We start from the raw sequence: 25,458 nt of genomic DNA on the forward strand, positions 1-25,458 counted from the left end.
TCCGGCCGTCATCACGGAGCGCCTGCACGTAATCGAAAACGACAACGACCAGAAAACAGAAAAAGACGATCAGGCAGCTGTTTAACCCGGCTGCTTTTTTATATTTCCAAAACAGAATAGGAGAGATTTTTTATGACAATTCCAGTGAAAAAGAGATTAGTCCCAAGCAAAGAATACAGCCTGAAATGCCCGAATCCAATGACGCCGGAGTATATCACCATCCATAACACAGCAAATGACGCATCAGCCGCCAATGAAATCAGTTATATGACGGGAAACAGGGAATCGACAAGCTATCATTTTGCCGTAGATGATAAAGAAGTAATTCAGGGGATTCCGCTGGACCGGAACGCTTGGCATTCTGGCGACGGTACAAACGGAACCGGGAACCGTAAGTCTATCGGTGTTGAAATCTGCTACAGCAAGTCAGGCGGAGCGCGATACCAAGCAGCGGAGGCGCTGGCTATCAAGTTTGTCGCTCAGTTACTTCAAGAGCGCGGATGGGGCGTTGACAAAATCAGAAAGCATCAGGACTGGAATGGGAAATACTGCCCGCACCGTATTTTAGATGAGGGGCGCTGGGATGAAGTGAAATCGTCTATCGTTGCAGAACTTGAACGCCTTGGAGGTAAAAAAGCATCCAAACCACAAAAAACAGATTCGAAGACCAGCGGGGCGACGTACACCGTCAAGAAAGGCGATGTCCTTTCTGTAATTGCAGAGAAAACAGGAGTAAGCATGAAAACCCTGCAAAGCTTGAACGGCATCAAAAATCCGAATCTAATCAAAGTCGGTCAAATATTAAAGCTGACTGGCTCGACCGGCTCTTCATCCAACGGCAAGAAATCATCTTACACGTTGCCGTCAGGCGTTTTTAAAGTTACAAGCCCCTTAACTAAGGGAACGGCCGTGAAACGGATTCAATCTGCACTGGCGGCTCTCTATTACTACCCGGACAAAGGGGCAAGTAACAACGGAATAGATGGCTATTACGGGCCGAAAACAGCAAACGCGGTCAAACGATTCCAGTCCATGTACGGCCTGACTGCTGATGGCATTTATGGGTCGAAAACAAAAGCGAAGCTTGAAGCTCTACTAACATAAGAGAATCCCTTCTCGTTATGAGAAGGGATTTATCTTTTTATTCATCGTATAGCTTATTAACCAAATCGGTAAATGAATCAGATATATGACTCAAAGCTCCATCAGGGTCTTCATAAGCAATTTCATGATCCCAGAAAACCACAGAGGGATTTTCTTTATTCTGACGATAATCGAAACAGATTTCATTACCGAAAGGATCACAGGCGAAAGGGACTATCCCTGAAAGCATTCTTCCATCCTGATAATCTTCTAAAACCTCTAAAATAAAACTTGAACTATCTTCAGTTAGGCCATGTAATCGATTAAAAACCGCGCCTTTTGTATTTTCATAGTCAAAAATCTTTTTACTTGGGCGTGCTCCATTGTTGTTTAATATAGTTGAAATGTAGTCGTTTGGAAACTTAATATCTAAAGCCTTTTCGATTTTTTTAACAGTTGTTTCCCCGATAGGTTCTTCGGCGAATCTCCACTCTGTCATATTGACCAACTCCTATCTGTTCTTACTTCCTCCACCCCAAAGGTGCCGGCCTCCTGTATGGCCTGTTTGCCGATGCACCTTTTGGTCAACTAATTGCATTCTCCCTGAATCTTGGTGATGATGCCAAGTATATCCGTCTGGTGTTTCACCAGCTTTTATCATTTCGATTTGAAGGTCATTGAATTGATTTCTAAGTAAAGGATCTCTTTCAATTTCTTCTTTTAATTTTAAGGTTGCATCTTTAAATTGTAAATAATCGCTTTCCTTATAAAGTTTGGAATCAATCTTTGTATCAAATTTTGCTTTGAAAATTGGGAAACCGTCTTTATTATATGGAACTCCAGTTTTAGGGTGTTTTTGGTTTTTTAGATGGCCCATTTTTAAGTTAACTGTTTTGAGGTTTCCATATTCATCTCTGTAAGTATAAGGTGCGGCTTTAGTAAACAAATCATCCTTTGATTGAACTAATCTCTTTAAAAGCGGCGTATTTTTAACATTAATAGTATTCCCGGCGTCTTGTAAAATCCCTTCTAATGCAGGGGTATATCTATCGGCATAAGGCTTGACAGATGGATTGCCATTTTTAATCTTTTCGCTAGCCGCCTTCCCAACTTTAGCAAGATCTTTTGAGCCTGTTGAGACAGAGGACTTTCCGCCTTTCAATAACAGAAGACTTCCGCCCAGGTAAGTAACATAGTGCATCCGTGTATATGCATCCCCGTGAATCATCTTTTTATCCCAATCATCCTTCAATGTGTCAACCATACTTTGAAAGACACCTAGATAGTCATATTCCAGAACAGTATCCAGAACTTTTTGAGGATCTTTGTTTAAGTTGTCAATTGTCCAACCGATATTCCGTCCGAGTTGAAGTGCTCCTTCACCGGTATCCTTGGCAAGATCGTATAAACCAACAAGCAGACCTTTGGCGCCATCACCTATGATTTGCAATGCTTCTTTTCCGTTATCCATGAAAGCTTTACGCTGTTCCAGAAATGAAACAAATTCAAGCTGTTCAGGGGTGAGATTCTCATAGCCAACCTTTTTGGCGATTTCTAAGTATTCATCCGGGTCGGTTACGCCATCAGCCAGCTTTTTCTTCAGATCCTTGATTTCACGCTCTTTCGCTTCTTCCTTTTTAATCGTCAAATAAGCATCCGAATGTCTTGCGATATCGCCTTTTTTCTTATGGATGTCGCTTTCACGGTACGCTTTGGCGTTGTAGTGAAGCGGCGTGGCGCTTTTTCCTTTGCCCGTGGCATTTTGAAGCTGCTGAAAGTCGGCTTGGATAAACTGTTCGTTCGCTTCGGTTTCTGCGTATTCTTTCGTTAGATCGTGATCAAGCTTGCCGAGTTTATGTATGGTTTCGCTTCTTTTTTTGTCAGCTGAAGAGAGCTTCTGATCCGTGTTTTCGGTTGAAAACAGATCGAGCGAGATGATATCTTCGATCTCTCCGAGGATGGAGCGCATGTCTTTTTTCTGCTCTTCCATAATCGCCTTTGATTTACTGAGGGCATGGGTGAGCTCGTGCTCTAGAAATGATTCCTCCACATGAGATCCGGAAAGACCTGCGTCTTCCACCTTGCCGGGAAGGCTTGTGAGAAATGCGATTTTCATGTCGATCAGATCAAGCCAGCTGTCTGTGACGCCGGCGTGGTCCTGGAAAAAGGCTTTGATATTGTCGGCGCCCCGGCCTGAAAAGTCGCTGTCACCGAGGTCAGCCATACCTTGAAACGCTTTTTTTAGATTGACCATCTGGCCGCGCAGTTCTTTGTATTCACTCGCACGCTGTTTGGCAGCGGTCAGCAAGCTGTTTGCTTCAAAAACTTTCATGACCATTTCCTTTCATACGAAATATTTAAACAAGATATTACCATGGAAGAATAAAGAAAAGTTTAACCATGCTATCTAAAGAGGAAAAATGAATAATTTGACCTACTTCTTTATTCTTATTTTTGGTGATTAAGCATTTGATAAGAGAGCTTAAGGCTGAGAAGCCGGCAGTGCAGGGAATTACTCGGTAGCTTTTATTAAGACAATTGGAAGGATTAAGACGATTGTTTTTGCGTGGATCTGTACAACCCCTGAAAAGAAATGGAAGTCGTTCAGAAGGAATTCCGGCCATATGATGAATGCGGCTCTTCTGAAGGGTTTTTGTTTAATTCAGAGTAACTCGTTTATGAAATTTTTGGTTTAAAAGAAATGAATAAGGTCTAATAATTGTTAATAAGTTTTAATCATTATTATTTACATCTAATCAAGTTTCACATATTATGGAATAAGAAAGAAACAAACAGTTTCTTTTTATTTAATGGAGGTGTTTAATATGCCCCGTGATATTTTGCCAATTGCAGCAGCATTAGAGTCACTTTACAAATCAATTTTTAATGTGTCTGAGGAAGAAAATGATTTAACAGAAATGAAAATGCACAAACTGCTGTATTTCGCTCAAAAACATCATTATGCTACATTCGGAGAATGGTTATTTAATAACGATTTTGAAGGATGGGTTCATGGGCCAGTAAGCCGTAGGGTAAGAGGCAGCTTTAATATGCTGGAATTCTACAAAGATGAATTAACCCTAGAGGAGGAATATACTTTAAGGGAGATTATTCATGATTATGGTAAGTTTACAGCTGGATACCTTAGAAATTTGAGTCATGAGGATACGGCTTATAAAATCTCAAGATTAGGTTTACATGATGATGAAAACGGAACTGATATTATAAAAAAAGAAGATATCATAAACGACATAACGATTAATGATGAGCAACTTATCGATTGTGAGGTGCACTAATCTTTGTCCGATCCAATAAATAACGTAGGGAAAATTTTTACATCTCTAGAAAAGTACTACGATACAAGGGCGAGAAGGATCAAGGTGAAAGCTCGCCCTGTTTTGGTCATAGGATATGAAGATGACTGCCAAAATCCTATGAGTATCGACTATGAGATATTACCCATCTCTACTTTAAAACAAAGACTCCCTCATCCAAAACATGATATACATATAGATAACAGTATAAAAAATAAATTGGGACTCAACGAAGAGTGTTTTATAAGAACACATAAAACGTCATGGAGCAATGTCAAGAATATGAGGATTGAGTCTCCAATTGGAAACTTAAAAAATGAAGAGTATGAATTATTCAAGGAATCAGTCATGTTAAATAGGGAATGGGTGATTGATCGAACTAATTATAGATTAGAAGAGGAAGCACACCAATAGGTGGGCTTTTTTATATTACCCACTCTCAAAATGCGCTGCCTCATCAAATTTTTCACCGCATCACGTATTGCTTGCTCATCTTTCCCGGTTTTCCCTTTCAATTGTTCCATGGAGGGATTTTTCCCGAAGCGGGTCATATTAAAAATAATCCGATACACTTTACGCTCAAAATCGGTCATTGCAATTCAACTCCTGCAAAGATGATATACGAACGTAAGTTCCCTTGTCAAAAGATCTGATTTGGGGACAGTTGGGGACAAATTGGGGACCAAGTTATTCATTTTTGGTCAGAGTATATAATTTTTCTTCAGAATCATCAGCGGCAAAACCTAATAAAATAGGGTTTAAATATAAAACGTCTGTTCCTATCAGAAAAGCATCTCCACACTGGCAGCGTAGAGGTCAGGGGTTCGAGCCCCCTTGGCTCCATACTAATAAAGCTTGATCTAAAGCCATTCTTGAGAATTTCAAGAGTGGTTTTTTATTTGCTCTAATCTCTAATTGGCAACAAAACGCAACATTTGTGTCTGAGTTTTTAAAGTGGCAACACTGTATCTTATTTTAAGACCCCCATAATAGGTGGACAGTTTTATTGATCGCTGCAGGTTATCTATAAGTTTCTTCTTGGTTTTAGACATAATGTGTACATAGGTGGCATAAGTAAAGCCCGATTTTGCATGTTTAAGTCTTTCGGATATCTCTTTAATGTCTAAAATAAAGCATTAGGGAGGCGTGTACGTGTCTTAAATTATGGAAGGTTATCTTATTACAGTCAACAAGTTAAATTAATCCACCAACAACAAACCGAAGCCAAAGAGTTTATTAAGCAATTGGAGGCTCAAAAGAAAGCTGCAAAAGGTTTCCCTGAAATTCAGAAGCAAATTACAGATGAGATCGGAAATTGGAAAGATAAACAGAAAGGTTTTAATCTTGAGCTTTATAACAACAAGAAGTCGATCAAGGGCATCTATAAATCATTAGCTGATGAAGTTGTATCCATCTACAAAGAGATGTATGAAAAAATGCATGATATTGAGTTAGAATCGCATCAAAAAGCGACACAAGATAAGATTGATGAGATCGACAAAGAAGACGAAGAAGCTAAGTATCAGAAGGAATTAAAGGAGAAAAACCAAGCAATACAGGAAACAAAGGATAAGATCAATAATCTTTAATGGACGACTCCTCTGAGGCTAAATCGCAAGTCAAAGACCTAGATAAACAGTTTCAAGAACAACAGGAAGCATTAGATGAATTCATTAAAGATCGCAGCAATACAAAACGGAAAGAAGTTCTACAAGATCAGGACGCCATAAATGATAAGTACGACAATTTAACAAATGACGAAAGAGCATTTAAGAAGATTGAAGACAAACTCATGAATGGAAAGATAACTGATATCACCAAGCAATTGAACGAGTGTTCAAAGTTTAATAACAGCAATATAGAGTCCATTGGTAAGAGTATTTCAAATACCTTATTGATAGGCTTAAAGAGGCTTTAAATGCCCTTTCACAGTTATTAAGGGGAACACAATTGGTGAAAAAGTATCGTCATTTGATACAGACGGATAAACTGGAACAGGTTTAGGGGCTGGAAAGCTTGCATTCCTGCATGACAAAGAACCGATTTTAAATAAGCTAAATAAGACAGATACAGAGAACATGCTTCAAGCTGTAAAAGAAGTACGTAAGCTGTCTAATAGTGATTTAGAAGCTGTGAGGCAAGTTAAACCCGACCTAAGCAAGTACAAAGATATTCTAAGTTCTGTATCGTTTGTAGCTTGGAAACTTGGATTGCCAAACCTAAATGCAAATGTAAAGACGAATGTTCTAAATTCCATAGGGAACAATAACACTGAAAACTCAACGGTTAATAATGATTTTAAATTCCAAGATACAGTTAATGAATCAGGTAACCCACATAAAGCAGTTGATTTGATGTATAAACAATCTGTTAATGGACTAAAACCTAAATTTCAATATGAAATAAATAAATTTATAAGCGTATTACGTAGCGGTAATACGCTTTTTTGTTTATTTTTGGATTTGGATATAGGATAATGGTATTAATAATAAACAGCGGTAAGTTGATCTAATTTCAATGGGGGGAATTATATTGAAAGTAAGGAAAAGAGGAAGGCTTGAAACTTTTCAAACCATGGGAAAATGGTGGACAAAGGATAATCCAGATAAAATGGTAACCGGGACATTAAAGTATACTCCTGAAGAAATCACGCTTGATTTAATTGGGGTTCTTGGTGAAGATTACTTTCTAAACTTTGAAAATGAAACACCTGAAGAAATTTACGGAATATCTGTAGGTGGAGAAAGCTTTAAACTTGATGTCTTAAATAGAAGTGGGTCTAGATCTTCTTCGCCAGGCATACCTATTGAAACCTATAACGTGAGAAGTTTTTTAGCAGGTAATTACACAGAAGAATTTCCTGAAAGTTTTGATGATGTATTGTTTAGCGCAGATTACTTAACCCCCTGGATTGATCCAGCGGTATTTAAAGAAGAACGATCAACTAAAGATAACTATTATAAAATAGAATATTTTCCTCCAGAAACAAAAGAATACAAGATAAAGAGCATTAACACCACAATTGAAGAATATTTTATTGGGAATACAAAAAGAGATTTTATTTCAAAGGTAGAGATCAATGCTAGTCATACTTCCTGGTTTAAAATAAGTCCAGACGAAAACAAGAATCTGACTTGGTTTTTGGATATAGTTCGTTCTTTTAAAGGCTTTTTAAATCTTTTATTAGATTATACTACATCAGATGAGCATATTTTATTTAGGGTGTTTAAAAAGGAAGAAAAAAGATATTTAGAATACAAATATTTTGAGAGTATTAAAGAAGTTAAAAAGAAAAAAAGAAATATTCAATTCCTATTTAAGTATAATGATGTAAAAGAAAACCTTGAGTCAATACTAAATAATTGGTTTGAGAAAGAAGAGAAGCTAAAAACGATAATAAGTTTTCACTTAGTTAATTTTGAAAAATTATATCTTGATACTAAATTTATTAATTCTGTTCAAACATTAGAAATCTTTCATAGAAGATTCTATGAAGGAGCTAAAATAGACCAAGAATTATATAGTGATAATACAAAAAAAATAAAGCAATTTATTACTGAAAATATTAAGGATGAAGAAGTAAAATCCTTCTTTTTAAATAAATTCAATCATGGCAATGAATATAACTTAGGGAGAAGATTAAAAGAATTAATAAATGGGTTGTCACAGGATGTTAAAATCTTTTTAATAGGGAATAGCGAGAATAGAGATCGTTTTATTCAAAAAGTAGTTGAAACAAGAAATTATTTAACTCATTTTGATTATACGAATAAAAAAATGATTCTTGAAGAACCCATTGGAAAATTTTATGCTGCATATAGAATGAAGGTAATTCTTATTTTTATAGTCTTGAAAGAATTGGGATTAGAAGAGGAATTAATATTTAAGAAGGTTAAAGAGCATAGAACAATGAGAGGATTCTTAGATCAAAGTAATGAGGTTTTAAATAAGAAGAAGTAAAAATGAATTTCACCCTATCCAGTTTAAAGGATAGGGTGTTTTATTACTCATAATTATTGATGCACTCGACAGCCACACTCGCAAATAAAGTGTACATGCTTGTTCCCATTCCAGTTTACAAACATAATTAGTTGATTGATTTTTTTAGACCTGAAGGGTAATTTACACCAGCTTAATATCTGGTTCGCCGTCATGTTGTTCATAAATCTCTAATACATCATCAAACATTTTAAGAACTTTTTTAGTTCCTCATCAAGTTCTTTTGTATTTATTTCTTTGCTCATCTTTTTCACCTTGCACTTAATAACCTAAGTTCTCATCTAATACAAAAAAGCCCATTATAGGGCTGTACTTTAGAGATCTGATTTTTTTACGCTGACGGAGTCTGATAATATGATACAACTCCTATTATTGCTAACAAGATGAATACGGCTAGGATGCTCCATAACGTTATTTTAACGCCTTTTGTCATTTTATACCCCTCACTTTAAGTTCCAACTGGTCTCTCTGCAACTTGGATATCAGTTCCGACTGGTTTTTCACTAAATTGAATGTCTGACTGAGTAAACAAACTAACGCCAGCAGCTAACCCACTTAAGACAATAGCTGTCACCGACACACGAAGTATTAATCTTTTCATCCTATTCCCTCCAACTGCCTCATTTTCTTTTCGCCTAAAATAGCTCGCTTAGAAAATTCAACTTATAACATTCTTTCTCCTCGCAGTACTGAGAGATAATCAAGGAAAGATCAAGAGCACTGTCTAAGTCATTCTTTTCTTGAAGGAAATGAATGTAACTCCAACATTGCTCAATGGTTTCGTTTTGTTTATCTTGAAGAAGTGCATAAATGATGTTTATTTAAGCCTCATACACTTTATTCTCTTCATAGGTTAAATTTTCCTGTCCTTTTTTTGTAATAATATACAGTTTTATCTTTTGGATCCATGAGGAATCGCTCTTTGGTAGCCATGTAAAGAGAGTTAATGTAAAAAACTGATTGTCGCCACTCTTTATTTCTTATGGCTTTTCTCAGTGCGTTGGGACAGTCTTGGGATCTGTTTGCTGCTGAGTATGTAATACTTAAATTATGATGAATTTGCGCTTCGAAAAATTTATCATCAAGCACTTTATAACAGCTATTGCAATACTTATTGTCACAATAGCAAGAAAGTAAACCGACGCCAAAAAAGCAATCTTTTCGAAGTTGTAATTTCCTCTTTTGGAAACTTGTACAAGAAACTACACGGTAACACATTTTTCTTAATAAGGGTACATTTATCTGGTTTTAATCTGTTTAGACAGGATAAGTAAAATATCGACAAAAAAGGATTATGACCATAAACTCAAAGCAAGAGTCGAACCCCCCAAGCTAATATACCGAACATGACAGAGAACCTAAGACAAGCTTCAAATTTTGTAAGCCCTCGTTCTCTTTTTGTTTTACCTAATTTCCAATAAACAGCATATCCGGAGAACACCAAAATGAGTACTCCAAGTCGTGTCATATTTTCTAAAAATTCTATACCATCCATTGATTTTCACCTCGTTTATTTATGAGAAAAAATAAAGTAGACTTGTAGAGAGTCTACTTATAAACGCTATCCCAAAGTACACATTTTCATGCAGCTTAAAACATTTGAGTGATAAAGTAAGGCGCATTTTAAAATGACACATCCTTAATCTCCCCATTTATATTCCCGACACATTAGTTTTATTATCGCAAATAGAATGGACATTTCCAACAGTTATGTGAAAATAAGTAATGCGTAATATGTCTAATGATATAAGAAATGATGTATCTTTTATCCAACAAAATTATGATTTTATAATCACGGCAGATCGCAAACAAATTGTGGTTTCCGCCAAACATATTATGGAAATGTTAGAATATTATATAAAAGGAGGAGTGGCCTTGTGAGTTCTGTTTTACCATCATCGGAGGTTGGCGTTAAGATTAATGAATGGTACAAAATGATACGTCAGTTCAGTGTTCCGGATGCGGAGATTTTGAAAGCGGAAGTGGAACAAGAAATAAATGAGATGGAAGAAGACGAGTATCTACTGATTTACTACACCCTCATGAAATTCCGCCATCAGCTTATGCTGGATTATTTAGAACCGGTGACTACCCGCGTGAGACCGACAATTGACGAGCTGCTGGAAAAAATCGAAGCATCAAATAAAGGAATTTCCGGCCTGCTGTGCTATTATTCTTTATTTTTCCGCGGCATGTATGAATTTGATCAAAAGCAGTATGTAAAGGCGATCGGCTTTTATAGAGAGGCTGAAAAACAACTCATTCATGTGCATGATGAAATTGAGAGAGCGGAGTTTCATTTTAAACTGGCTGAAGCATATTACGGTATGAAACAGAGCCACGTCTCTATGCATCACGTAAAGCAAGCGCTCGATATTTACGATCAGTATGAGTTGTATAAGGTCCGGAAAATTCAATGTCTATTTGTCGTATCAGGGAACTATGTAGACTTTAAACGTTATGAAAAAAGCTTGCCGCATTTAGAAAAAGCTTTAGAGTTGTCGAAACAAGTAAACAATAATGAAAGGCTGCTCAGTTCTGCTTATTACAACATAGGAAAGAATTACGGAGACTTAGAAGAATACAATAAAGCTGAAATCTACTTAAAAAAAGCAGCGGAGATATCTGAAAAGTATAAATTGGGTAACCTTCCGCATTCCTTGTTTACATACGCAAAGCTTCTATTTAAACAAGGGAAAACAAGCGAGGCGATTCAAATCAGCAAAAAGGGACTTTCATCAGCGATATTTCAAGGAGATAAGCTGTTTGAATCTCTGCAAAAATATTTGGAGGCTTTATATATTAATGCAATAGACCAAATAGGAATCAAACAAACAATTGATTACCTTGAGAAAAATAAAAACTATTCGTATGTAGAAGATATTGCTCTTGATACGGCTGCTGTTTATGCAGAGTCAAAGCAATATGACAAATCTTATTTTTATCATCAAAAAATGATTCAAACGCAAAAACAAATTCAGAGGGGAGAATGCCTGTATGAATTTTAGAAAAGGCGTATTTATCATTGTGTCGGCTGTCGTTTTAATGTCAGGGATCGGTCTAGCAACATCGGCTGTTTCATTTGATGGATCTTATCAAGTTTCGTCTGATCGTAATCAAACCTAAGAAGGAGAGTGCCTGTATGAATTTTAAAAAAAGCATCTTCATTATTTTGGGTCTGTCGTTATCTTTTATATGCGAAGTGGGTGTGAACACAGTGGAAAAACAAACACATGATACCTTTCAAACTGCCTCAGATCGTTTCCAGACTTGATCAGCTTACGCCTTTTCTTCGGAAAAGGCTTTTTTCCTTTCTTCATTATATTGTTTCAAAACATCCACTTGTTTTTATTCTTATCCCATTTCAGCATACGCTGCCTCATGAGGTTCTTCACTGCTTCCCGGATAGCGCGTTCATCCTTGCCGGTTTTTCTCTTCAATTCATCCAAGGAGGGGTTTTTCCGAATTGGATCATGTTAAAGATAATCCGGTACACTTTTCATTCGAAATCAGTCATTTGATCATCTCCCAACTTCATAAGTATCAACGGATAAAAGAGAATCAAATATAATAAGCCATGTATCCCCCTTATGAACTGCGCAGATAACCTCGCGTATGTATTCGTCGTCTTAAAGCTCGAACGATAAATCTATGCTAATATTAAAAAAATATGGCACTCTATATTTTTAGATCTTAAGAATATATAAGAATTGATAAGCTCAATTTTCAAATTTAATGGAGGGAAAATAGAAAGGAGAGAAATGAGAAAGTATTTTGGAATAGTGTCGCTTATCATCCTTTTATTCGCATTGTGCTTTCTGCCTCATATTCATTGGGCGCTTGGAATCCTAGGAATTGTCGTGGGGAGTATTCTAGCAATCAAATCGCCTAAAGGAATTGCAAAGAACATTTCTTTTGTTATCCTAGCACTTTGTTTACTTTTACTATTATTATTGATTGTGATGGGCGTTTTGATGGCAGGTCTAGTGGAAAATTAACCTTTAATTTATTATCCTATTTGGGGACCAACTTATTCATTTTTAGCCAAATAAAAGATTAGGGTTTGAAATAAAACGTCTGTTCGTATCAGGAACTCATCTCCACACCGGCAGCGTAGAGGTCAGGGGTTCGAGCCCCCTTGGGTCCATACCTTTATAAGTTTTTAATCCTCTGCGGCAGCCTCTATGTTCTGCTTCATTTCTAACAACTAAATGAAAGGAATAAGAGGAAAAATGAAAAAGAAAATCTATCTTCTACTAACTCTTTCAGCGGCACTGGCACTTCTTTTAACAGCGCTCCCGGCTCTTTCTCCCGTCGTCTTCACGTCTGCTTCAGAAAAAGGAGCCATCAGGCATGACATTTATAAAAAAGGATATCCGTATCAAAGCTACTTTGCGATTCTTCGAAAAGAAGAAGGCGGCGGAGGACAGACGCCGCACGTATGTTATTCAAAAAAATCGTCCGAAGGCGAGTACAAAGTAAGCTGCGGAACCGGACCGTAATGATCAAGAGCCCCTCTTCAATGAGGGGCTCTTTCTGTCAATGCCGCTCTGGCTCTCCGTTTAATATCCCCAATATAACGGCGTATCATAATGCCGATACGGATCATTCGGATAATGCGTATTTGGCTGATAAGGCTTATTCATATCATAAATACCCGTGTTTTCAGTCTGTCCGCAGTATTTATCGGGACCTATCACAGTTGATTGCCGGATCGGTGAAACGGCTTTTTCCCACTCATGCTCATTCAGACAGTACGTATGCGCCATGATCTCAGGCGGCGTCAGACGGAGAATATCCGAGCCGTATATCACTTCAGGCGAAGGGGCGTCGAATATGGCCAAAAGGTGGGTTTTGTCTGAAGTGGCGACTTCATAATGCCACCACCCCTGCGGAACATTCGCCACTTGTCCTGAAGAGATCGGATAATTCCGTATTTTCTGGGTGAACGGATTCAGCATCGATACCACCGCGGAACCCGAAATACAGTACACCAATTCAGCGGCGTTTTGATGGGTATGCGGTTCAATCACATTTGTTTTGCTCAGAAAGATATCTAATAATGAAATATTTTCAAGCGTGTTTAACTGTTTAATCCCCAATACATTGATAAAGTTCCGAGCATCTTTCGTAAAAAAACGGCTCTCATTCACATCATAAGTGAACTGTGTATTCGGAGACGTGTAATCGATATCGGAAACCATGCACTCCCCCGCTTTCATCTTTAAACGTATATTCCCAAATATATGTGTCCCTGTTTCACCGGGTGATAAAAAAAGGAGGTGAAATCCATAAATTCCAAATCCAACACAATATTGTGACGACTTTTTTAAAGATTCATTTTCAATATATCTTTTATTCAAAATATCTCTTACTATAAAGATATATTGAAAATACATCTTTAGAAGGGTTGAGGATTAACATGCTGGATGAGAGAACAATAGACATCATCAAAAGCACAGTACCCGTATTGAAAACACATGGAGAAAACATCACCGGACGCTTTTATAACCTGATGTTTCAAGATCATCCCGAACTGTTAAATATGTTTAACCAAACGAACCAAAAGAAACAGACTCAGCGCGCAGCATTGGCAAATGCAGTCATTGCGGCTGCGGCGAATATTGATCAATTAGAACAAATCATTCCGGCGGTCAGACAGATCGGCCATAAACACACAAGCATCGGTGTAAAACCGGAACATTATCCGATTGTCGGAAAGTATCTGCTTCTGGCAATTAAGGATGTGCTGCAGGATGCCGCAACTCCTGAGATTATGCAGGCATGGGAAAAAGCTTACGGTGTTATTGCGGAGGCTTTCATCGGCATTGAAAAAGACATGTACAATGAAGCCGGATGGCAGGGGTATAAAGAATTTTCGGTTATACAGAAAACGAAAGAAAGCAAAGATATCACATCATTTTATATCAAACCGAGTGACGGCTCTTCGCTTCCTGGATTTGAAGCGGGACAATATATCAGCATTAAAGTGCGGATTGCGGATTCTCCTTATACGCACATTCGCCAGTACAGCCTGTCTGATGCTTCTCAAAAAGGGGCATATCGGATTTCTGTGAAAAAGGACGGAGCGGTTTCTTCTCATCTCCACAATGAAGTTCAAGAGGGAGATAAACTTGAAGTCAGCGCACCCGCCGGGGATTTCAAGCTGTCTTCTGCCGAAAAACCGGTTGTTCTTATCAGTGCCGGTTCCGGAATCACGCCGATGATGAGCATGCTGAAAACAGCCGCCGAAAAACAGCCGGAGCGTGCCGTTACTTTTATTCATGCCGCGAAAAACGGAGAGTACGCCGCGTTCCGCAAAGAGGCTGAACAAGCTGCGGAGAATCATCCGAATATTAACGTCATTTATGTATACAGTGAACCGGCAGAACAAGACCGCTCAGGAGACAAGCCTTTTTACAGCGGCAGGATTGATCAAACCTTCTTGGAGCAGCTTCATCTGAATCAAGATGCTGAATTTTACTTGTGCGGATCAGCGCAGTTTATGACGCAAATGAAAGATATGATTCTTGCCCTCGGGTTTGACTCTGATTCCGTTCAATATGAATTGTTCGGCCCTCAGCTGAGCATGGCATAACCAAAAAGACTCCTCAAAGAGGAGTCTTTTTTATTTGCGCAATATGTTCTTTCTCCGTCTTTTTCCCTATTTTATTGAAATTTTCATCAATGACCAGTAAAATTATAAATCTAGTGATTCCGGAATTAAAGGAAGGTTGATATGAAAAAGAAAGCAAAGACCAAAAGGGGGCTTGGGTGCCTTTTTGCTGTATCTCTTATATTCGGATTATTTCTGGTATCAATGGTGTTTTCGAAATTCATAGTGACGGAAGAAAAACCGCCTGAAGAGGTGGACGAGCAGCAGGTCTTTATTGACAGCCTTTCCGGGCATGCTCAGATTTTATATGAGAAATATCATGTCCTTCCGAGCATCACCCTCGCACAGGCCATTCTCGAATCGGACTGGGGGAACAGTGAGCTTGCGGGGAAAGCGCGCAACCTGTTCGGTGTAAAAGGTGATTATAAAGGAAAACACGTCACGATGAAAACGGATGAATTTGAAAAAGGAAAACGAAAAACGATTCGGGCAAAATTCCGTAAATACAGCACGTTTTTTGAATCAATGGATGACCATGCCAAATTATTTGTCAACGGAACGTCTTGGAATAAAAAGAAGTATAAGCCTGTCATTGAAGCGGACAATTATAAAACAGCGGCGGCTGCCCTTCAAAAATCCGGCTACGCCACAGACCCCGGCTATGCTGAAAAAATTAAAGATGTCATAGAAACCTATAACCTGAATGAATATGACAAAATCAATGCCTCTCTTAAAGCAGTTGATATGAAAGGCGCCATCAAAGACCACGCCATTGAAGACGTGTGGTCCAAGCCGTCAAAAGAGCGGCATTCTATTAAACTGGCATCGGCGCAAAAGTTTACCGGCCAGCATATTAAAGTCGTATCTGAAAAACAAAACGGAGAATCCGTCTGGTACCAAATTCAAGTGAAAGATGAGCTGATCGGCTGGGTTGACCAAACCGCCGTCCAGTTAAGTGAAGAAACATAAGCATCAAAAAAAGCCGGCAGCCCGCCGGCTTTTTTACATTCCTTCAGTTTCAAACCTTTTAATATCACGTTTATGCCCCATCAGCACAAGGCAGTCACATTCATGAATGACAGTCTCCGGAGAAGGGGACAGCTGAATGTCGCCGTTATGTTTCACGGCGAGAATGCTGCAGCCGAATCTGGCCCGGACGCCGAGCTCAAGAATGGATTTTAAATGCAGCTTTTTCGTGGCTGAAAGCTCCACGATGCTGTATTCATCTGACAAATCAATATAATTTAAGACGTTTTCATCCGAAAGGCTTTGCGCAATCCGCACGCCCATATCCTTTTCGGGATGGATAATACGATCAGCACCGATCTTTTCAAGCACTTTGTGATGATAATAGTTTTGTGCTTTCACCCAAATATTAGGGATGTTCAGCTCCTTCAATAACAGCGTCGTCAGCGTGCTTGCCTGAATGTTGGCGCCGATTGCTACGATGACATATTCAAAATTTCTGATGCCGAGCGACTGAAGCTCGCTTTCTTCCGTTGAATTTGCCCGCACAGCATGCGTGGCATAAGAGGAGTATGCGTTGACCCGCTCTTCGCTGATATCGACCGCAAGCACCTCATGCCCCATTTTAAAAAGCTCTTTACAGATGCTTCCGCCGAAACGTCCGAGTCCGATGACGGCAAATTGTTTATTTTTGATTTTTCCCAATCCTCATAACTCCTTAAGAAACTGTTTTCGTCACTCCAAATACAACAAACAAGAATGTACTCCTGTTTCAAGGGTTTGTCAATGCGAGGGCCGGAAGAAAGAAAACAGCATAAAAAAAAGACCGGCTGACAAGCGATGGGCTTGTGCCGGTCTGTTTTTCGCAATTATTTGCAGTTGCAAGGCTGTGTCGGCGGTGTGCTGCGTTTTTGAACAACAATTGTGTCCTCAGCATAGAATTTAGAGCCGATGCTTAATGATTTATTTTCTGCACGGAACTTATATGTACCTGCAGCAGGCAATGTTTTATTATTAAGAGAAAGCTTAAATTCCGCTGCGCCGAGCAAATCAATGTTTAACGGAAGTCTGACTGTTTTGCCGTTATTCAGAATCTGTCTTTCACGCAAAGCGTGTCCGTTGACTGTATCTTTTGTTGTAGCCGCAAATCCGCTAGGAAGGGTAAATTCCATAACGCCTAAGCTCAGGATCGTGTTCGGACGGTACGTCAATTCGATATCAGAAAATGACCATTCCTGCTGGCTGGCACCTGTATATTTTGCAAATAAGGTAGCAGTCGCTTTCGTGGACATTTCCGGCTCGTGAACGGTTGAGCCTGACTCAGCGGCGAATGACGCTGTCGGCAGAGAAAGAAGCAAAACCAGGCCGAATAAACTTGCCATGACAGTTGAGAAAAACTTGTGTTTCATTTTCATAAATCCCCCTAAAAAAAATTTGCTGGTTGTTCTTAAAAAAGAACGACCATACCTATAAAAATTTACCATCAATTTTAATGGAAGTAAATGGGGTTATGTTCCTATATTTTCTCAAAAATAATCAAATCACGACAAAAAACGCCTGATTTTGATTCAGGCGTTTTTTTCGTCCGTTTCTATCGGAATAAATTTAAAAATCTCCCCGCTCTGAACCGAGTCAGCGAGACGCTTCAGCCAATGATAATAAGCTTTCGAACTTTCAAGCTGATCATATAACTGCCGCGCTTCTTCCTGTAATTCCGCGTTGCCTTCCTCGGCCAGCAAAACGGACTGCAAATCCGCCTGGGCCTGTTCGATGGCGGACAAATTCACCTGAACTTCACGATCCCATTTCGGCGGGAAGAAATTCGTGAAAAACGTAAAGAAATCTTTTTCCGCTACAAACGTATGCTTCCGTGTGCCGCGGTGAAAGGTTTTTTTGACCACATTTAAATCCTGCAGCTTTTTGACGCCTGTGCTCATACTCGGTTTGCTCATCTGCAGTTCCTCACGCATTTCGTCAAGCGTCATTTCATCCCTCATATACATTGTTCCGTATAAAATCCCGACACTCCGGGTGATTCCGTAAAGATCCATCGTCTCTGCAATGGAATCAATGACAAGATCCCTGGCTTGTTCTATAGCTGCGAATTCTGGATTCTCATCCATACTGTCCCTCTTTTCCTCTTGAAGTTTAAATTTGTTAAGTCATTTCTTTATGTTCTTAATCTTAACGAATCATGACAAAATGTCAAAATCTAAACGGACTGACCGGGTTTTGACAGGTAAAAAAACATGTGTTAAATTAATATTGTTAAAAACATTAAATTTTTATTTAACAAACTTACTTTTCGGTAAGGAGGACTCTTATGAGCAAAACGCTTTATATCGGCGGCGAATGGATCAGTGCAGAAAAAAAACAGACGCGCCGTATCATTAATCCATTTAATCAAGAAGAAATTGCAACGGTATGCGAAGGAGACCGGAACGATGCGGTGAAAGCCATCGCCGCAGCCAGAAAAGCATTTGATGAAGGGGAGTGGCCGGTGCTTTCCGGGCTCGAGCGCGGACAATTTGTTCTGAAAATTGCGGAATTAATCAGACGCGATCTGAACGAATTAGCTGAGCTGGAATCGCTCGATACAGGAAAAACGATTGAAGAAAGTAAAGCCGATATGGATGATATCGCAAATGTATTTCAATATTATGCCGGTTTGGCGGATAAAGACGGAGGCGAGGTCATTTCATCTCCGATTCCCGATTCCGTAAGTAAAATCGTCAGAGAGCCAATTGGCGTATGCGGACAAATTACGCCGTGGAACTATCCGCTCCTTCAGGCGAGCTGGAAAATCGCTCCCGCTCTTGCGGCCGGAAACACGATCGTTTTAAAGCCGAGCGAGATTACTCCGCTGACAACCATTAAAGTCTTTCAATTAATAGAAGAAGCCGGTATTCCGAAAGGGGTCGCCAATCTTGTGCTGGGGCCGGGCGCCTCTGTCGGCGATGAGCTGGCGAGAAACCTCGACGTCGATTTGGTCTCTTTTACGGGCGGAATTGAAACAGGCAAAAAAATCATGCAGGCGGCAAGCGGCAATGTGAAAAAGATTGCCCTGGAGCTTGGCGGCAAAAATCCGAATATCGTATTTCAAGATGCAGATCTCGAAACAGCTGCAGATCAAGCGCTGAACGCCGTGTTTTTCCATGCCGGCCAAGTTTGTTCGGCAGGGTCACGTCTTTTGGTGGACGAAGCCATTCATGATGAATTTTTAGCCGAGCTGATCAAGCGCACGAAACGCATCAAATTAGGAAATGGTTTTCATGAAGATACGGAAAGCGGTCCGCTGATTTCCGCCGAGCATCGGGCCAAAGTCGAAAAATACGTAGAAATCGGTATCGAAGAAGGGGCAAAACTGGAAACAGGCGGCAAACGTCCTGATGATCCCGCCCTTCAAAACGGTTTCTTCTATGAACCTACTATTTTCTCAAACTGCAAGTCTGGTATGCGGATAGTCCAAGAGGAGATTTTCGGCCCCGTTTTAACAGTTGAGTCATTTTCATCTGAAGAAGAAGTGATCAGACTTGCCAACGATACCATTTACGGGCTGGCCGGAGCGGTATGGTCAAAGGATATTGAAAAATGCGAACGCGTAGCCGCCAAACTGCGGATGGGAACGGTATGGATCAATGATTTCCACCCGTATTTCGCGCAAGCGCCATGGGGCGGGTACAAACAATCGGGCTTCGGCCGCGAACTCGGCAAAATCGGTCTGGAAGAATACACGGAAATCAAACATATTTACCGCAACACGAAACCAGCGGCTGTGAACTGGTTTCAAGCATAACGAGGAGGAGATACAATATGACATTAAATATGAAAGTAGAAAGCATGCATAAATTCCATACATTCGAAATCCCGACAGTCATTAAGCACGGAATCGGTGCGATTCAGCACGCGGGAAGTGAAGTCAGAGCGCTTGGCGTCACAAAAGCGCTGCTCGTAACAGACCCGGGAATTTATAACGCGGGAGTGGCAAACCCGGTCATTGAATCTTTACAGGAAGCGGGCATCGAAGTCGTCCTGTTTAACAAAGTGGAGCCGAACCCGCCTGTACGTCTTGTAAACGAAGGATCAGAACTGTATAAAAAAGAAAACTGCAACGGCCTTGTGGCTGTCGGCGGCGGAAGCTCCATGGATACAGCGAAAACGATCGGGGTAGAAGCGACACACGAAGGAAGCGTGCTTGATTATGAAGCCGCGGAAGGCAAAAAGCCGCTGGAAAACCGTATTCCTCCGCTGACAACGATCCCGACGACTGCGGGAACAGGTTCAGAGGTCACACAATGGGCGGTCATTACAGATGAGGAAAGAGAATTTAAATTCAATACGGGCGGACCGCTTATCGCCGCGCATTTAACGGTCATTGACCCTGAGCTGCACACGTCCATGCCTCCGCATGTGACGGCCATGACAGGTATTGACGCACTTGCGCACGCCATCGAGTGCTATACGATGAAATTCGCGCAGCCGATCACTGATGCCGTTGCTTTAATGGCCATTGAATATGCGGCGCATTATATTAAGCGCGCGTTTGCGGACGGAGAGGATTTGGAAGCAAGATACGGCATGGCGCAGGCGGCGATGCTTGCCGGCCTTTCATACGGCAGTGAATCAGCAGGCGCGGCGCATGCGATGAGCCAGACGCTCGGCGGCATCATCCCTGTCGCTCACGGACAATGCGTCGCAGCTATGATGGGGCCGGTAATGGAATACAACTGGAAAGGCTATCCGGAAAAATTCGCCCGCATCGCCAAAGCATTCGGAATCGATACAAGCAACATGACAACCGAAGAAGCGGCAAAAGCGTCCGTCAACTGGATGTATGATCTTGTAAAAGATTTAGAGGTGCCGAGTTTAGAAGAACAAGGTGTGTCTCCGGACATGATTGAACGTTTATCAAAAGAAGCCATGAAAGATCCGCAAACTTTCGGAAATCCAAGAGATTTGAATGAGAAAGCATACAACTGGATTTACAAACGCTGCTTTGACTTAACGCCGAAAACGGTATAATAAATGAACCCCGCTCCTTTACAGAGCGGGGTTTTTTAAGGATAATGTCAAGAAAAAGGCGGTGGCGGCTGATGTGGAAACGCATAACAGCAAAGACGGAAGGCGTATATATAGCGGATACCGAACAATTTGTTACCAAAAAGATGGACAAGCTTCGTGCGGAATACGGCGGGTTTCCCGGTGACCTGCATTTCGGACTGACAAAAAAGGCCGGTGCGCGTGAGCCGATGTATGAAAGAGGAACAGAAATTTTTAACCGGAGACAGATTTCAATCGTGTCCATGGAGGAATGTGATGACATTGCGGAGAAGATGGGGATTTCTCATATCTTTCCCGAATGGCTCGGCGCTAACATCGCAATCAGCGGTTTTTCTGCACTGACGCCGCTTAAAGAAGGAAGCAGAATGATATTTCCAAGCGGTGCGTCTCTATTGTGCGAGGGAGAAAATGATCCGTGCATTCAGCCGGGAGAAGTCATTCAATCCTTTTATCCGGATCAGCCAAAACTCGCCGCGGCGTTTGTGAGGCACGCGATGGGCAGAAGAGGAATTGTCTGTATTGTTGAACGCCCGGGTGACATATGCACGGGCGATGCGATCACCATCCATTCCTATGAACCGAAACGCGCCAAGAAAAAAATCGAGAAGGTCTGACTAGACCTTCTTGATTTTTTGTTTGATTTCTTCTATTTGATTGATGTGACGCTTTTCATGATGGCCGATAAAATCAATCCACTGGCGGATCGTCAGTTCTTGAAAAACAGGATGCGGAAGCACACGTTCAAAGTCTTCCTCGTTTAATGATGAAATAACTGCGGTCAGCTGCTGTCTTGCCGTATCTAATTCTTGTTTTGCTTCAATGACTGATATTCGGTTTTGCTCAGGTTCGAGGTGTGACGGCGCCGGCCGTTTATCTGTTCTGTCCTCTATAAACTCCATCGGTTTTTCTTCTATTTCTTTTAACGGTGCGTCTTTTGCCTGCTTTGATAAAAGGGTCTGCGCTGTTTCGTCAATTTTCTTTAAATGGTCAAGGACTTCCCGCACGCTCCACTCATCAGCCGCGGGCTTTCGGTTGAATTCCTCATCAGAGAGTCCTTTCAGTTCTTCCCAGGTCTGCTGTCTGGCTTCATTAAAAATGCTCATCCTATCTCCTCCTTTAGAGTAAACATATCATATCCGGATTGGATAATCATGTAATCAGCCTTCCTTATCAGAAAATTGAAACCATTTACCTTTACATCCGTATATAAAGTAACACTCCGACACCTCGGCCGAAAGGAGGATAGAAGATGGACATATTTCATCTGCCGCTTGAAACGGTCTATCTTTACACATTGATTATTTCGGGAAGTCTCACGCTTTTGATTCTGTTTTTTCAAGATGTGTTTCACGGCCTCTCGGAAGCTATTCCTGTTTCATTTTTAAACCCTGCATTGATTCTGTCTTTTTTAACAATCTTTTCAGCCTCAGGTTATATCGGCGAAATCGCCGCTCCGCTATCAAGTTCTGTCATTGCGTTGCTTTCATTTGTTCTTTCGGTTCTTTTGGTCAGCCTGCTTCACTTCTTCGTCCTTGTCCCGCTTTCATCAGCGGAAGAATCGCTCGCTTATCGGGAGACGGATTTAAAGGGCAGAGTCGGCAGGGTCATTACTTCCGTCCCGAAAGACGGCTATGGGGAAGTGATCATAGAGGGAATAGGGGGCGCCATTTCTAAATCTGCCGTCAGCTTTGATCAAGAACAGATCAAGTACGGAACGGCCGTATTAGTGATTGACGTGAAAGACGGAGTGCTTTTTGTGACGCCGCATGAACCAATCTGATATCTAAGGGGGAACTGTTATGACTATGCCGATTATCATTGTTATCGGAATCGTATTCTTTTTACTCATCGCACTTATTGCTGTATTTATTACGAAGTACCGGACAGCGGGGCCGGACGAAGCCCTTATCGTGACCGGAAGTTATTTGGGAAATAAGAACGTCCACATTGATGAAGGCGGAAATCGTCTGAAAATCGTCCGGGGCGGGGGAACGTTCGTGCTCCCGGTATTCCAGCAGGCAGAACCTCTCAGTTTACTGTCAAGCAAACTTGATGTCTCTACACCTGAAGTCTATACAGAACAAGGCGTGCCGGTAATGGCCGACGGAACCGCCATTATTAAAATCGGAGGCTCTATCAGTGAAATCGCAACAGCAGCTGAACAATTTTTGGGGAAATCTAAGGAAGACCGTGAGCAGGAGGCGCGGGAGGTGCTGGAAGGCCATCTGCGCTCCATCCTCGGCTCCATGACCGTTGAAGAGATTTATAAAAACAGGGAAAAGTTTTCTCAGGAAGTCCAGCGGGTCGCGTCTCAGGATCTTGCTAAAATGGGGCTCGTGATCGTTTCTTTTACGATTAAAGACGTCCGCGATAAAAACGGCTATCTTGAATCATTAGGTAAGCCGAGAATCGCCCAAGTCAAGCGGGATGCGGACATTGCCACGGCAGAAGCGGATAAAGAGACGAGGATTAAACGCGCGGCCGCTGATAAAGACGCAAAAAAATCAGAGCTGGAGCGGGCGACGGAAATAGCTGAAGCGGAAAAAATCAATCAGCTGAAAATGGCGGAATACAGAAGAGAGCAGGATACAGCAAAAGCCAATGCCGACCAGGCATATGATCTTGAAACAGCAAAAGCCCGCCAGCAGGTGACAGAGCAGGAAATGCAAATTAAAATTATTGAGCGGCAAAAGCAGATTGAATTGGAGGAAAAAGAAATTCTGCGCCGTGAGCGCCAATATGACTCTGAAGTGAAGAAAAAAGCCGATGCTGACCGTTACTCGGTGGAACAAGCGGCCGCGGCCGCAAAAGCGAAGCAGCTCGCAGAAGCGGATGCCGAGCAGTACAGCATCGAAGCGATGGCCAAGGCGGAAGCGGAACGCGTGAGAATTGACGGTCTTGCTAAAGCGGAGGCTGAAAAGGCGAGAGGAGAAACCGAAGCGGAAGTCATCCGCCTGAAAGGTCTCGCAGAAGCGGAAGCTAAAGAAAAAATCGCCGAAGCATTCGAAAAATACGGGCAGGCTGCAATCCTTGATATGATTGTGAAAATGCTGCCTGAATATGCGAAGCAAGTCTCAGCGCCTCTTTCCAACATTGATAAAATAACCGTCGTTGATACGGGAGGAAGCGGTGAAAACGGCGGGGCCAATAAAGTCACAGGCTACGCAACCAATTTAATGGCCGGTCTTCAGGAAAGCTTAAAAGCATCTTCCGGAATCAATGTAAAAGAGCTTATTGAGAATTTTTCAGGCAAAGGCAACATAAAACAAAGTATAAATGAACTTACAAAAGAACTGAGTGATTCGAACGAACGGCACAGCCCGGAATAAAAAAACAGCAGGCGTAAACCGCCTGCTGTTTCAGTTCGTCCGCTTAGCTTCAAGAAGCCGCGGCGCAGTCATGAATAATAAGATAAGGACAATGGCCGAAAGGATAAAAGAAGGAATCATATAAGTCGCGTTATAGACGGACGAATAAATCCATACCGGCGTGCCTTTCGGAGCATAGCTTCCGAAAAAGACCGCTCCGGAGACCACATGTGCCGCATAGCGCAGCACACTGCCGATGAAAACACCGCCTATAACATACATCGTTAAAGCGCCTCTTTTTTTATTCAATGCCGATTCCCGTACACCGGAAGCAAACAAGCCGCTGAAACCGAGGACTGCAAATGCCGCGATGTAATCAAGAAATAGCTGCACCGGGTGCTGCAAAAACAAATTGCCGATGGCGATCTGGACAATCCCTGTCAAAAAGCCTGTCGTAAGCCCGGCTTTCACTCCCCAGCGGAATGAAATCAAAAAAATCGGAATCATCATAATAGAGACCGAACCGCCTTGGGGCATCCGGAGAAACATACCTGAGACAATGTCCAGAATGACAGCCGCCCCGGTCATAATCGCTATTTCAATTAAGCGCACAAGCTGTGTTGAATGATTCATAGTTTTCCCCCTGGTCAGACAACCGTAACAAGGATAAACAAAAAAGCAGCGCGGGGAAGGATGGGAAAAGGTCCGCGCGCTGCTTACATAAACTGCAAATCATTTGGCTTTGCCACATCCCTACGCCAGCGTTAACTAACAGGTTCAAAGGGTCAGAACAAAACGTTCACTCTCAGCTTTAATGCTCCCCTTGTGGTCATCAAGTATTTAGTTCAATCTTACTATACAAGAAAATATGCCAAACCACAAGACAGCTTATCTTTCTATAGAAGAGAAACTGAAATAAGTATGAAAGAAAATAATTAATGATTTTTTTTAAAAAACTATTGTTATATTTTCAAAAGGGTGTTATATTATTAAACGTCGCTGATGAACAGCAGACAACAACGAAAAGCTTCGGAAACAACTTGAAAAAAGTTGTTGACATAAAAGAAGCTGAGTGGTAAGATAATAAAGCTGCTTCAACAAGCGGTAATGA

The 25,458-nt window shown here is 41.1% G+C and carries 24 protein-coding genes, 2 pseudogenes and 1 riboswitch; of the genes and pseudogenes, 15 read left to right on the forward strand and 11 right to left on the reverse strand.

The features are described 5' to 3' along the window. Both BGM27_RS20625 and BGM27_RS17160 read left to right on the forward strand, forming a co-directional pair. Positions 1-85: pseudogene (locus BGM27_RS20625) on the forward strand (phage holin family protein); the annotation flags it as partial. A gap of 47 nt (positions 86-132) precedes the next feature. Next, positions 133-1,104: an N-acetylmuramoyl-L-alanine amidase gene (locus BGM27_RS17160; protein WP_007408576.1), complete on the forward strand. Its 972-nt coding sequence runs from the start codon at positions 133-135 to the stop codon at positions 1,102-1,104. A gap of 37 nt (positions 1,105-1,141) precedes the next feature. On the opposite strand, the gene BGM27_RS17165 is transcribed toward BGM27_RS17160, so the two are convergent. Continuing rightward, on the reverse strand, positions 1,142-1,582 hold the full coding sequence (locus BGM27_RS17165; RefSeq protein WP_007408575.1) for an SMI1/KNR4 family protein: 441 nt from the start codon (positions 1,580-1,582) through the stop codon (positions 1,142-1,144). Positions 1,583-1,594: 12 nt separating this feature from the next. Further along, positions 1,595-3,415 (reverse strand): T7SS effector LXG polymorphic toxin, encoded by a 1,821-nt coding sequence (locus BGM27_RS17170; protein ID WP_038462259.1) that lies wholly within the window; start codon positions 3,413-3,415, stop codon positions 1,595-1,597. Between the two features lie 493 nt (positions 3,416-3,908). Between BGM27_RS17170 and BGM27_RS17175 the strand changes: the two genes are divergently transcribed. Continuing rightward, positions 3,909-4,379, forward strand: a complete 471-nt coding sequence (locus BGM27_RS17175) for a Panacea domain-containing protein (RefSeq protein ID WP_007410446.1) — start codon at positions 3,909-3,911, stop codon at positions 4,377-4,379. A gap of 84 nt (positions 4,380-4,463) precedes the next feature. Beyond that, entirely contained in the window at positions 4,464-4,811 is a 348-nt protein-coding gene (locus BGM27_RS17180; protein WP_238535236.1) for a hypothetical protein, read from the forward strand. Here the strand turns inward: BGM27_RS17180 and BGM27_RS17185 are convergent. Continuing rightward, complete coding sequence (locus BGM27_RS17185) at positions 4,781-4,990, reverse strand: hypothetical protein (RefSeq protein ID WP_032865308.1); 210 nt, start codon at positions 4,988-4,990, stop codon at positions 4,781-4,783. The genes BGM27_RS17180 and BGM27_RS17185 overlap by 31 nt on opposite strands. A 576-nt stretch (positions 4,991-5,566) precedes the next feature. Here BGM27_RS17185 and BGM27_RS17190 point away from each other — a divergent pair. Both BGM27_RS17190 and BGM27_RS17195 read left to right on the forward strand, forming a co-directional pair. Beyond that, positions 5,567-6,874, forward strand: a pseudogene (locus BGM27_RS17190) (phage tail tape measure protein); the annotation flags it as partial. A gap of 55 nt (positions 6,875-6,929) precedes the next feature. Beyond that, a complete protein-coding gene (locus tag BGM27_RS17195) occupies positions 6,930-8,357 on the forward strand; it encodes an ApeA N-terminal domain 1-containing protein (RefSeq protein WP_007409857.1) in 1,428 nt (475 codons plus the stop codon). 487 nt (positions 8,358-8,844) lie between these two features. On the opposite strand, the gene BGM27_RS17200 is transcribed toward BGM27_RS17195, so the two are convergent. Both BGM27_RS17200 and BGM27_RS17205 read right to left on the reverse strand, forming a co-directional pair. Continuing rightward, the gene (locus BGM27_RS17200) at positions 8,845-8,997 is read right to left on the reverse strand and encodes a PhrK family phosphatase-inhibitory pheromone (protein ID WP_007409858.1); all 153 of its coding nucleotides are present in this window, start codon (positions 8,995-8,997) and stop codon (positions 8,845-8,847) included. A 705-nt stretch (positions 8,998-9,702) separates the two neighbouring features. Beyond that, a complete protein-coding gene (locus BGM27_RS17205) occupies positions 9,703-9,891 on the reverse strand; it encodes a hypothetical protein (protein ID WP_007409859.1) in 189 nt (62 codons plus the stop codon). Positions 9,892-10,273: 382 nt separating this feature from the next. On the opposite strand from BGM27_RS17205, the gene BGM27_RS17210 reads away from it, so the two are divergent. Together BGM27_RS17210 and BGM27_RS17215 are read left to right on the forward strand one after the other, a co-directional pair. After that, positions 10,274-11,404 (forward strand): response regulator aspartate phosphatase, encoded by a 1,131-nt coding sequence (locus tag BGM27_RS17210; RefSeq protein WP_217031315.1) that lies wholly within the window; start codon positions 10,274-10,276, stop codon positions 11,402-11,404. A 1,224-nt stretch (positions 11,405-12,628) separates the two neighbouring features. Further along, a complete protein-coding gene (locus tag BGM27_RS17215; protein WP_007410175.1) occupies positions 12,629-12,898 on the forward strand; it encodes a hypothetical protein in 270 nt (89 codons plus the stop codon). Positions 12,899-12,958: 60 nt separating this feature from the next. Here the strand turns inward: BGM27_RS17215 and BGM27_RS17220 are convergent, their stop codons facing one another. Beyond that, the gene (locus BGM27_RS17220) at positions 12,959-13,600 is read right to left on the reverse strand and encodes a cupin domain-containing protein (protein ID WP_007410174.1); all 642 of its coding nucleotides are present in this window, start codon (positions 13,598-13,600) and stop codon (positions 12,959-12,961) included. Positions 13,601-13,818: 218 nt separating this feature from the next. Between BGM27_RS17220 and hmpA the strand changes: the two genes are divergently transcribed. Then, entirely contained in the window at positions 13,819-14,994 is a 1,176-nt protein-coding gene (hmpA, locus tag BGM27_RS17225; RefSeq protein WP_007410173.1) for an NO-inducible flavohemoprotein, read from the forward strand. Between the two features lie 141 nt (positions 14,995-15,135). Next, positions 15,136-15,981, forward strand: a complete 846-nt coding sequence (locus BGM27_RS17230) for a glucosaminidase domain-containing protein (RefSeq protein WP_007410172.1) — start codon at positions 15,136-15,138, stop codon at positions 15,979-15,981. A 33-nt stretch (positions 15,982-16,014) separates the two neighbouring features. Here BGM27_RS17230 and ktrA read toward each other — a convergent pair whose 3' ends face one another. The 3 genes from ktrA to cudC all read right to left on the reverse strand — a co-directional run bounded on the left by ktrA (position 16,015) and on the right by cudC (position 18,101). Continuing rightward, positions 16,015-16,683, reverse strand: coding sequence for a potassium uptake protein KtrA (ktrA, locus tag BGM27_RS17235; protein ID WP_007410171.1), 669 nt, complete (start codon positions 16,681-16,683; stop codon positions 16,015-16,017). A gap of 164 nt (positions 16,684-16,847) precedes the next feature. After that, positions 16,848-17,387, reverse strand: a complete 540-nt coding sequence (gene bslA / locus BGM27_RS17240) for a biofilm surface layer hydrophobin BslA (protein WP_003152178.1) — start codon at positions 17,385-17,387, stop codon at positions 16,848-16,850. 159 nt (positions 17,388-17,546) lie between these two features. Next, complete coding sequence (gene cudC, locus BGM27_RS17245; protein ID WP_007410170.1) at positions 17,547-18,101, reverse strand: transcriptional regulator GbsR; 555 nt, start codon at positions 18,099-18,101, stop codon at positions 17,547-17,549. Between the two features lie 200 nt (positions 18,102-18,301). On the opposite strand from cudC, the gene betB reads away from it, so the two are divergent. The 3 genes from betB (at position 18,302) to BGM27_RS17260 (ending at position 21,653) form a co-directional block, all read left to right on the forward strand. Next, a complete protein-coding gene (gene betB / locus BGM27_RS17250) occupies positions 18,302-19,774 on the forward strand; it encodes a betaine-aldehyde dehydrogenase (RefSeq protein WP_007410169.1) in 1,473 nt (490 codons plus the stop codon). A 17-nt stretch (positions 19,775-19,791) separates the two neighbouring features. Then, positions 19,792-21,000 carry a choline dehydrogenase gene (gbsB, locus tag BGM27_RS17255; protein WP_007410168.1) on the forward strand — a complete coding sequence of 403 codons (1,209 nt, stop codon included), beginning with the start codon at positions 19,792-19,794 and terminating at the stop codon, positions 20,998-21,000. 71 nt (positions 21,001-21,071) lie between these two features. Continuing rightward, a complete protein-coding gene (locus BGM27_RS17260) occupies positions 21,072-21,653 on the forward strand; it encodes an MOSC domain-containing protein (protein ID WP_007410167.1) in 582 nt (193 codons plus the stop codon). Here the strand turns inward: BGM27_RS17260 and BGM27_RS17265 are convergent, their stop codons facing one another. Further along, positions 21,654-22,142 (reverse strand): DinB family protein, encoded by a 489-nt coding sequence (locus BGM27_RS17265; protein WP_007410166.1) that lies wholly within the window; start codon positions 22,140-22,142, stop codon positions 21,654-21,656. A gap of 146 nt (positions 22,143-22,288) precedes the next feature. On the opposite strand from BGM27_RS17265, the gene BGM27_RS17270 reads away from it, so the two are divergent. Together BGM27_RS17270 and BGM27_RS17275 are read left to right on the forward strand one after the other, a co-directional pair. Continuing rightward, positions 22,289-22,819 carry an NfeD family protein gene (locus tag BGM27_RS17270; protein WP_007410165.1) on the forward strand — a complete coding sequence of 177 codons (531 nt, stop codon included), beginning with the start codon at positions 22,289-22,291 and terminating at the stop codon, positions 22,817-22,819. Between the two features lie 19 nt (positions 22,820-22,838). Then, the gene (locus tag BGM27_RS17275) at positions 22,839-24,368 is read left to right on the forward strand and encodes a flotillin lipid rafts scaffold protein FloT (RefSeq protein ID WP_020954289.1); all 1,530 of its coding nucleotides are present in this window, start codon (positions 22,839-22,841) and stop codon (positions 24,366-24,368) included. A 30-nt stretch (positions 24,369-24,398) separates the two neighbouring features. Here the strand turns inward: BGM27_RS17275 and thiT are convergent, their stop codons facing one another. Further along, positions 24,399-24,980 (reverse strand): energy-coupled thiamine transporter ThiT, encoded by a 582-nt coding sequence (gene thiT, locus BGM27_RS17280; protein WP_007410163.1) that lies wholly within the window; start codon positions 24,978-24,980, stop codon positions 24,399-24,401. A gap of 100 nt (positions 24,981-25,080) precedes the next feature. Beyond that, a riboswitch (TPP riboswitch) is annotated at positions 25,081-25,181 on the reverse strand. Between the last annotated feature and the right edge of the window lie 277 nt (positions 25,182-25,458).

The sequence above is a fragment of the Bacillus sp. FJAT-27001 genome, assembly GCF_019039175.1.
GTDB lineage: Bacteria > Bacillota > Bacilli > Bacillales > Bacillaceae > Bacillus > Bacillus velezensis.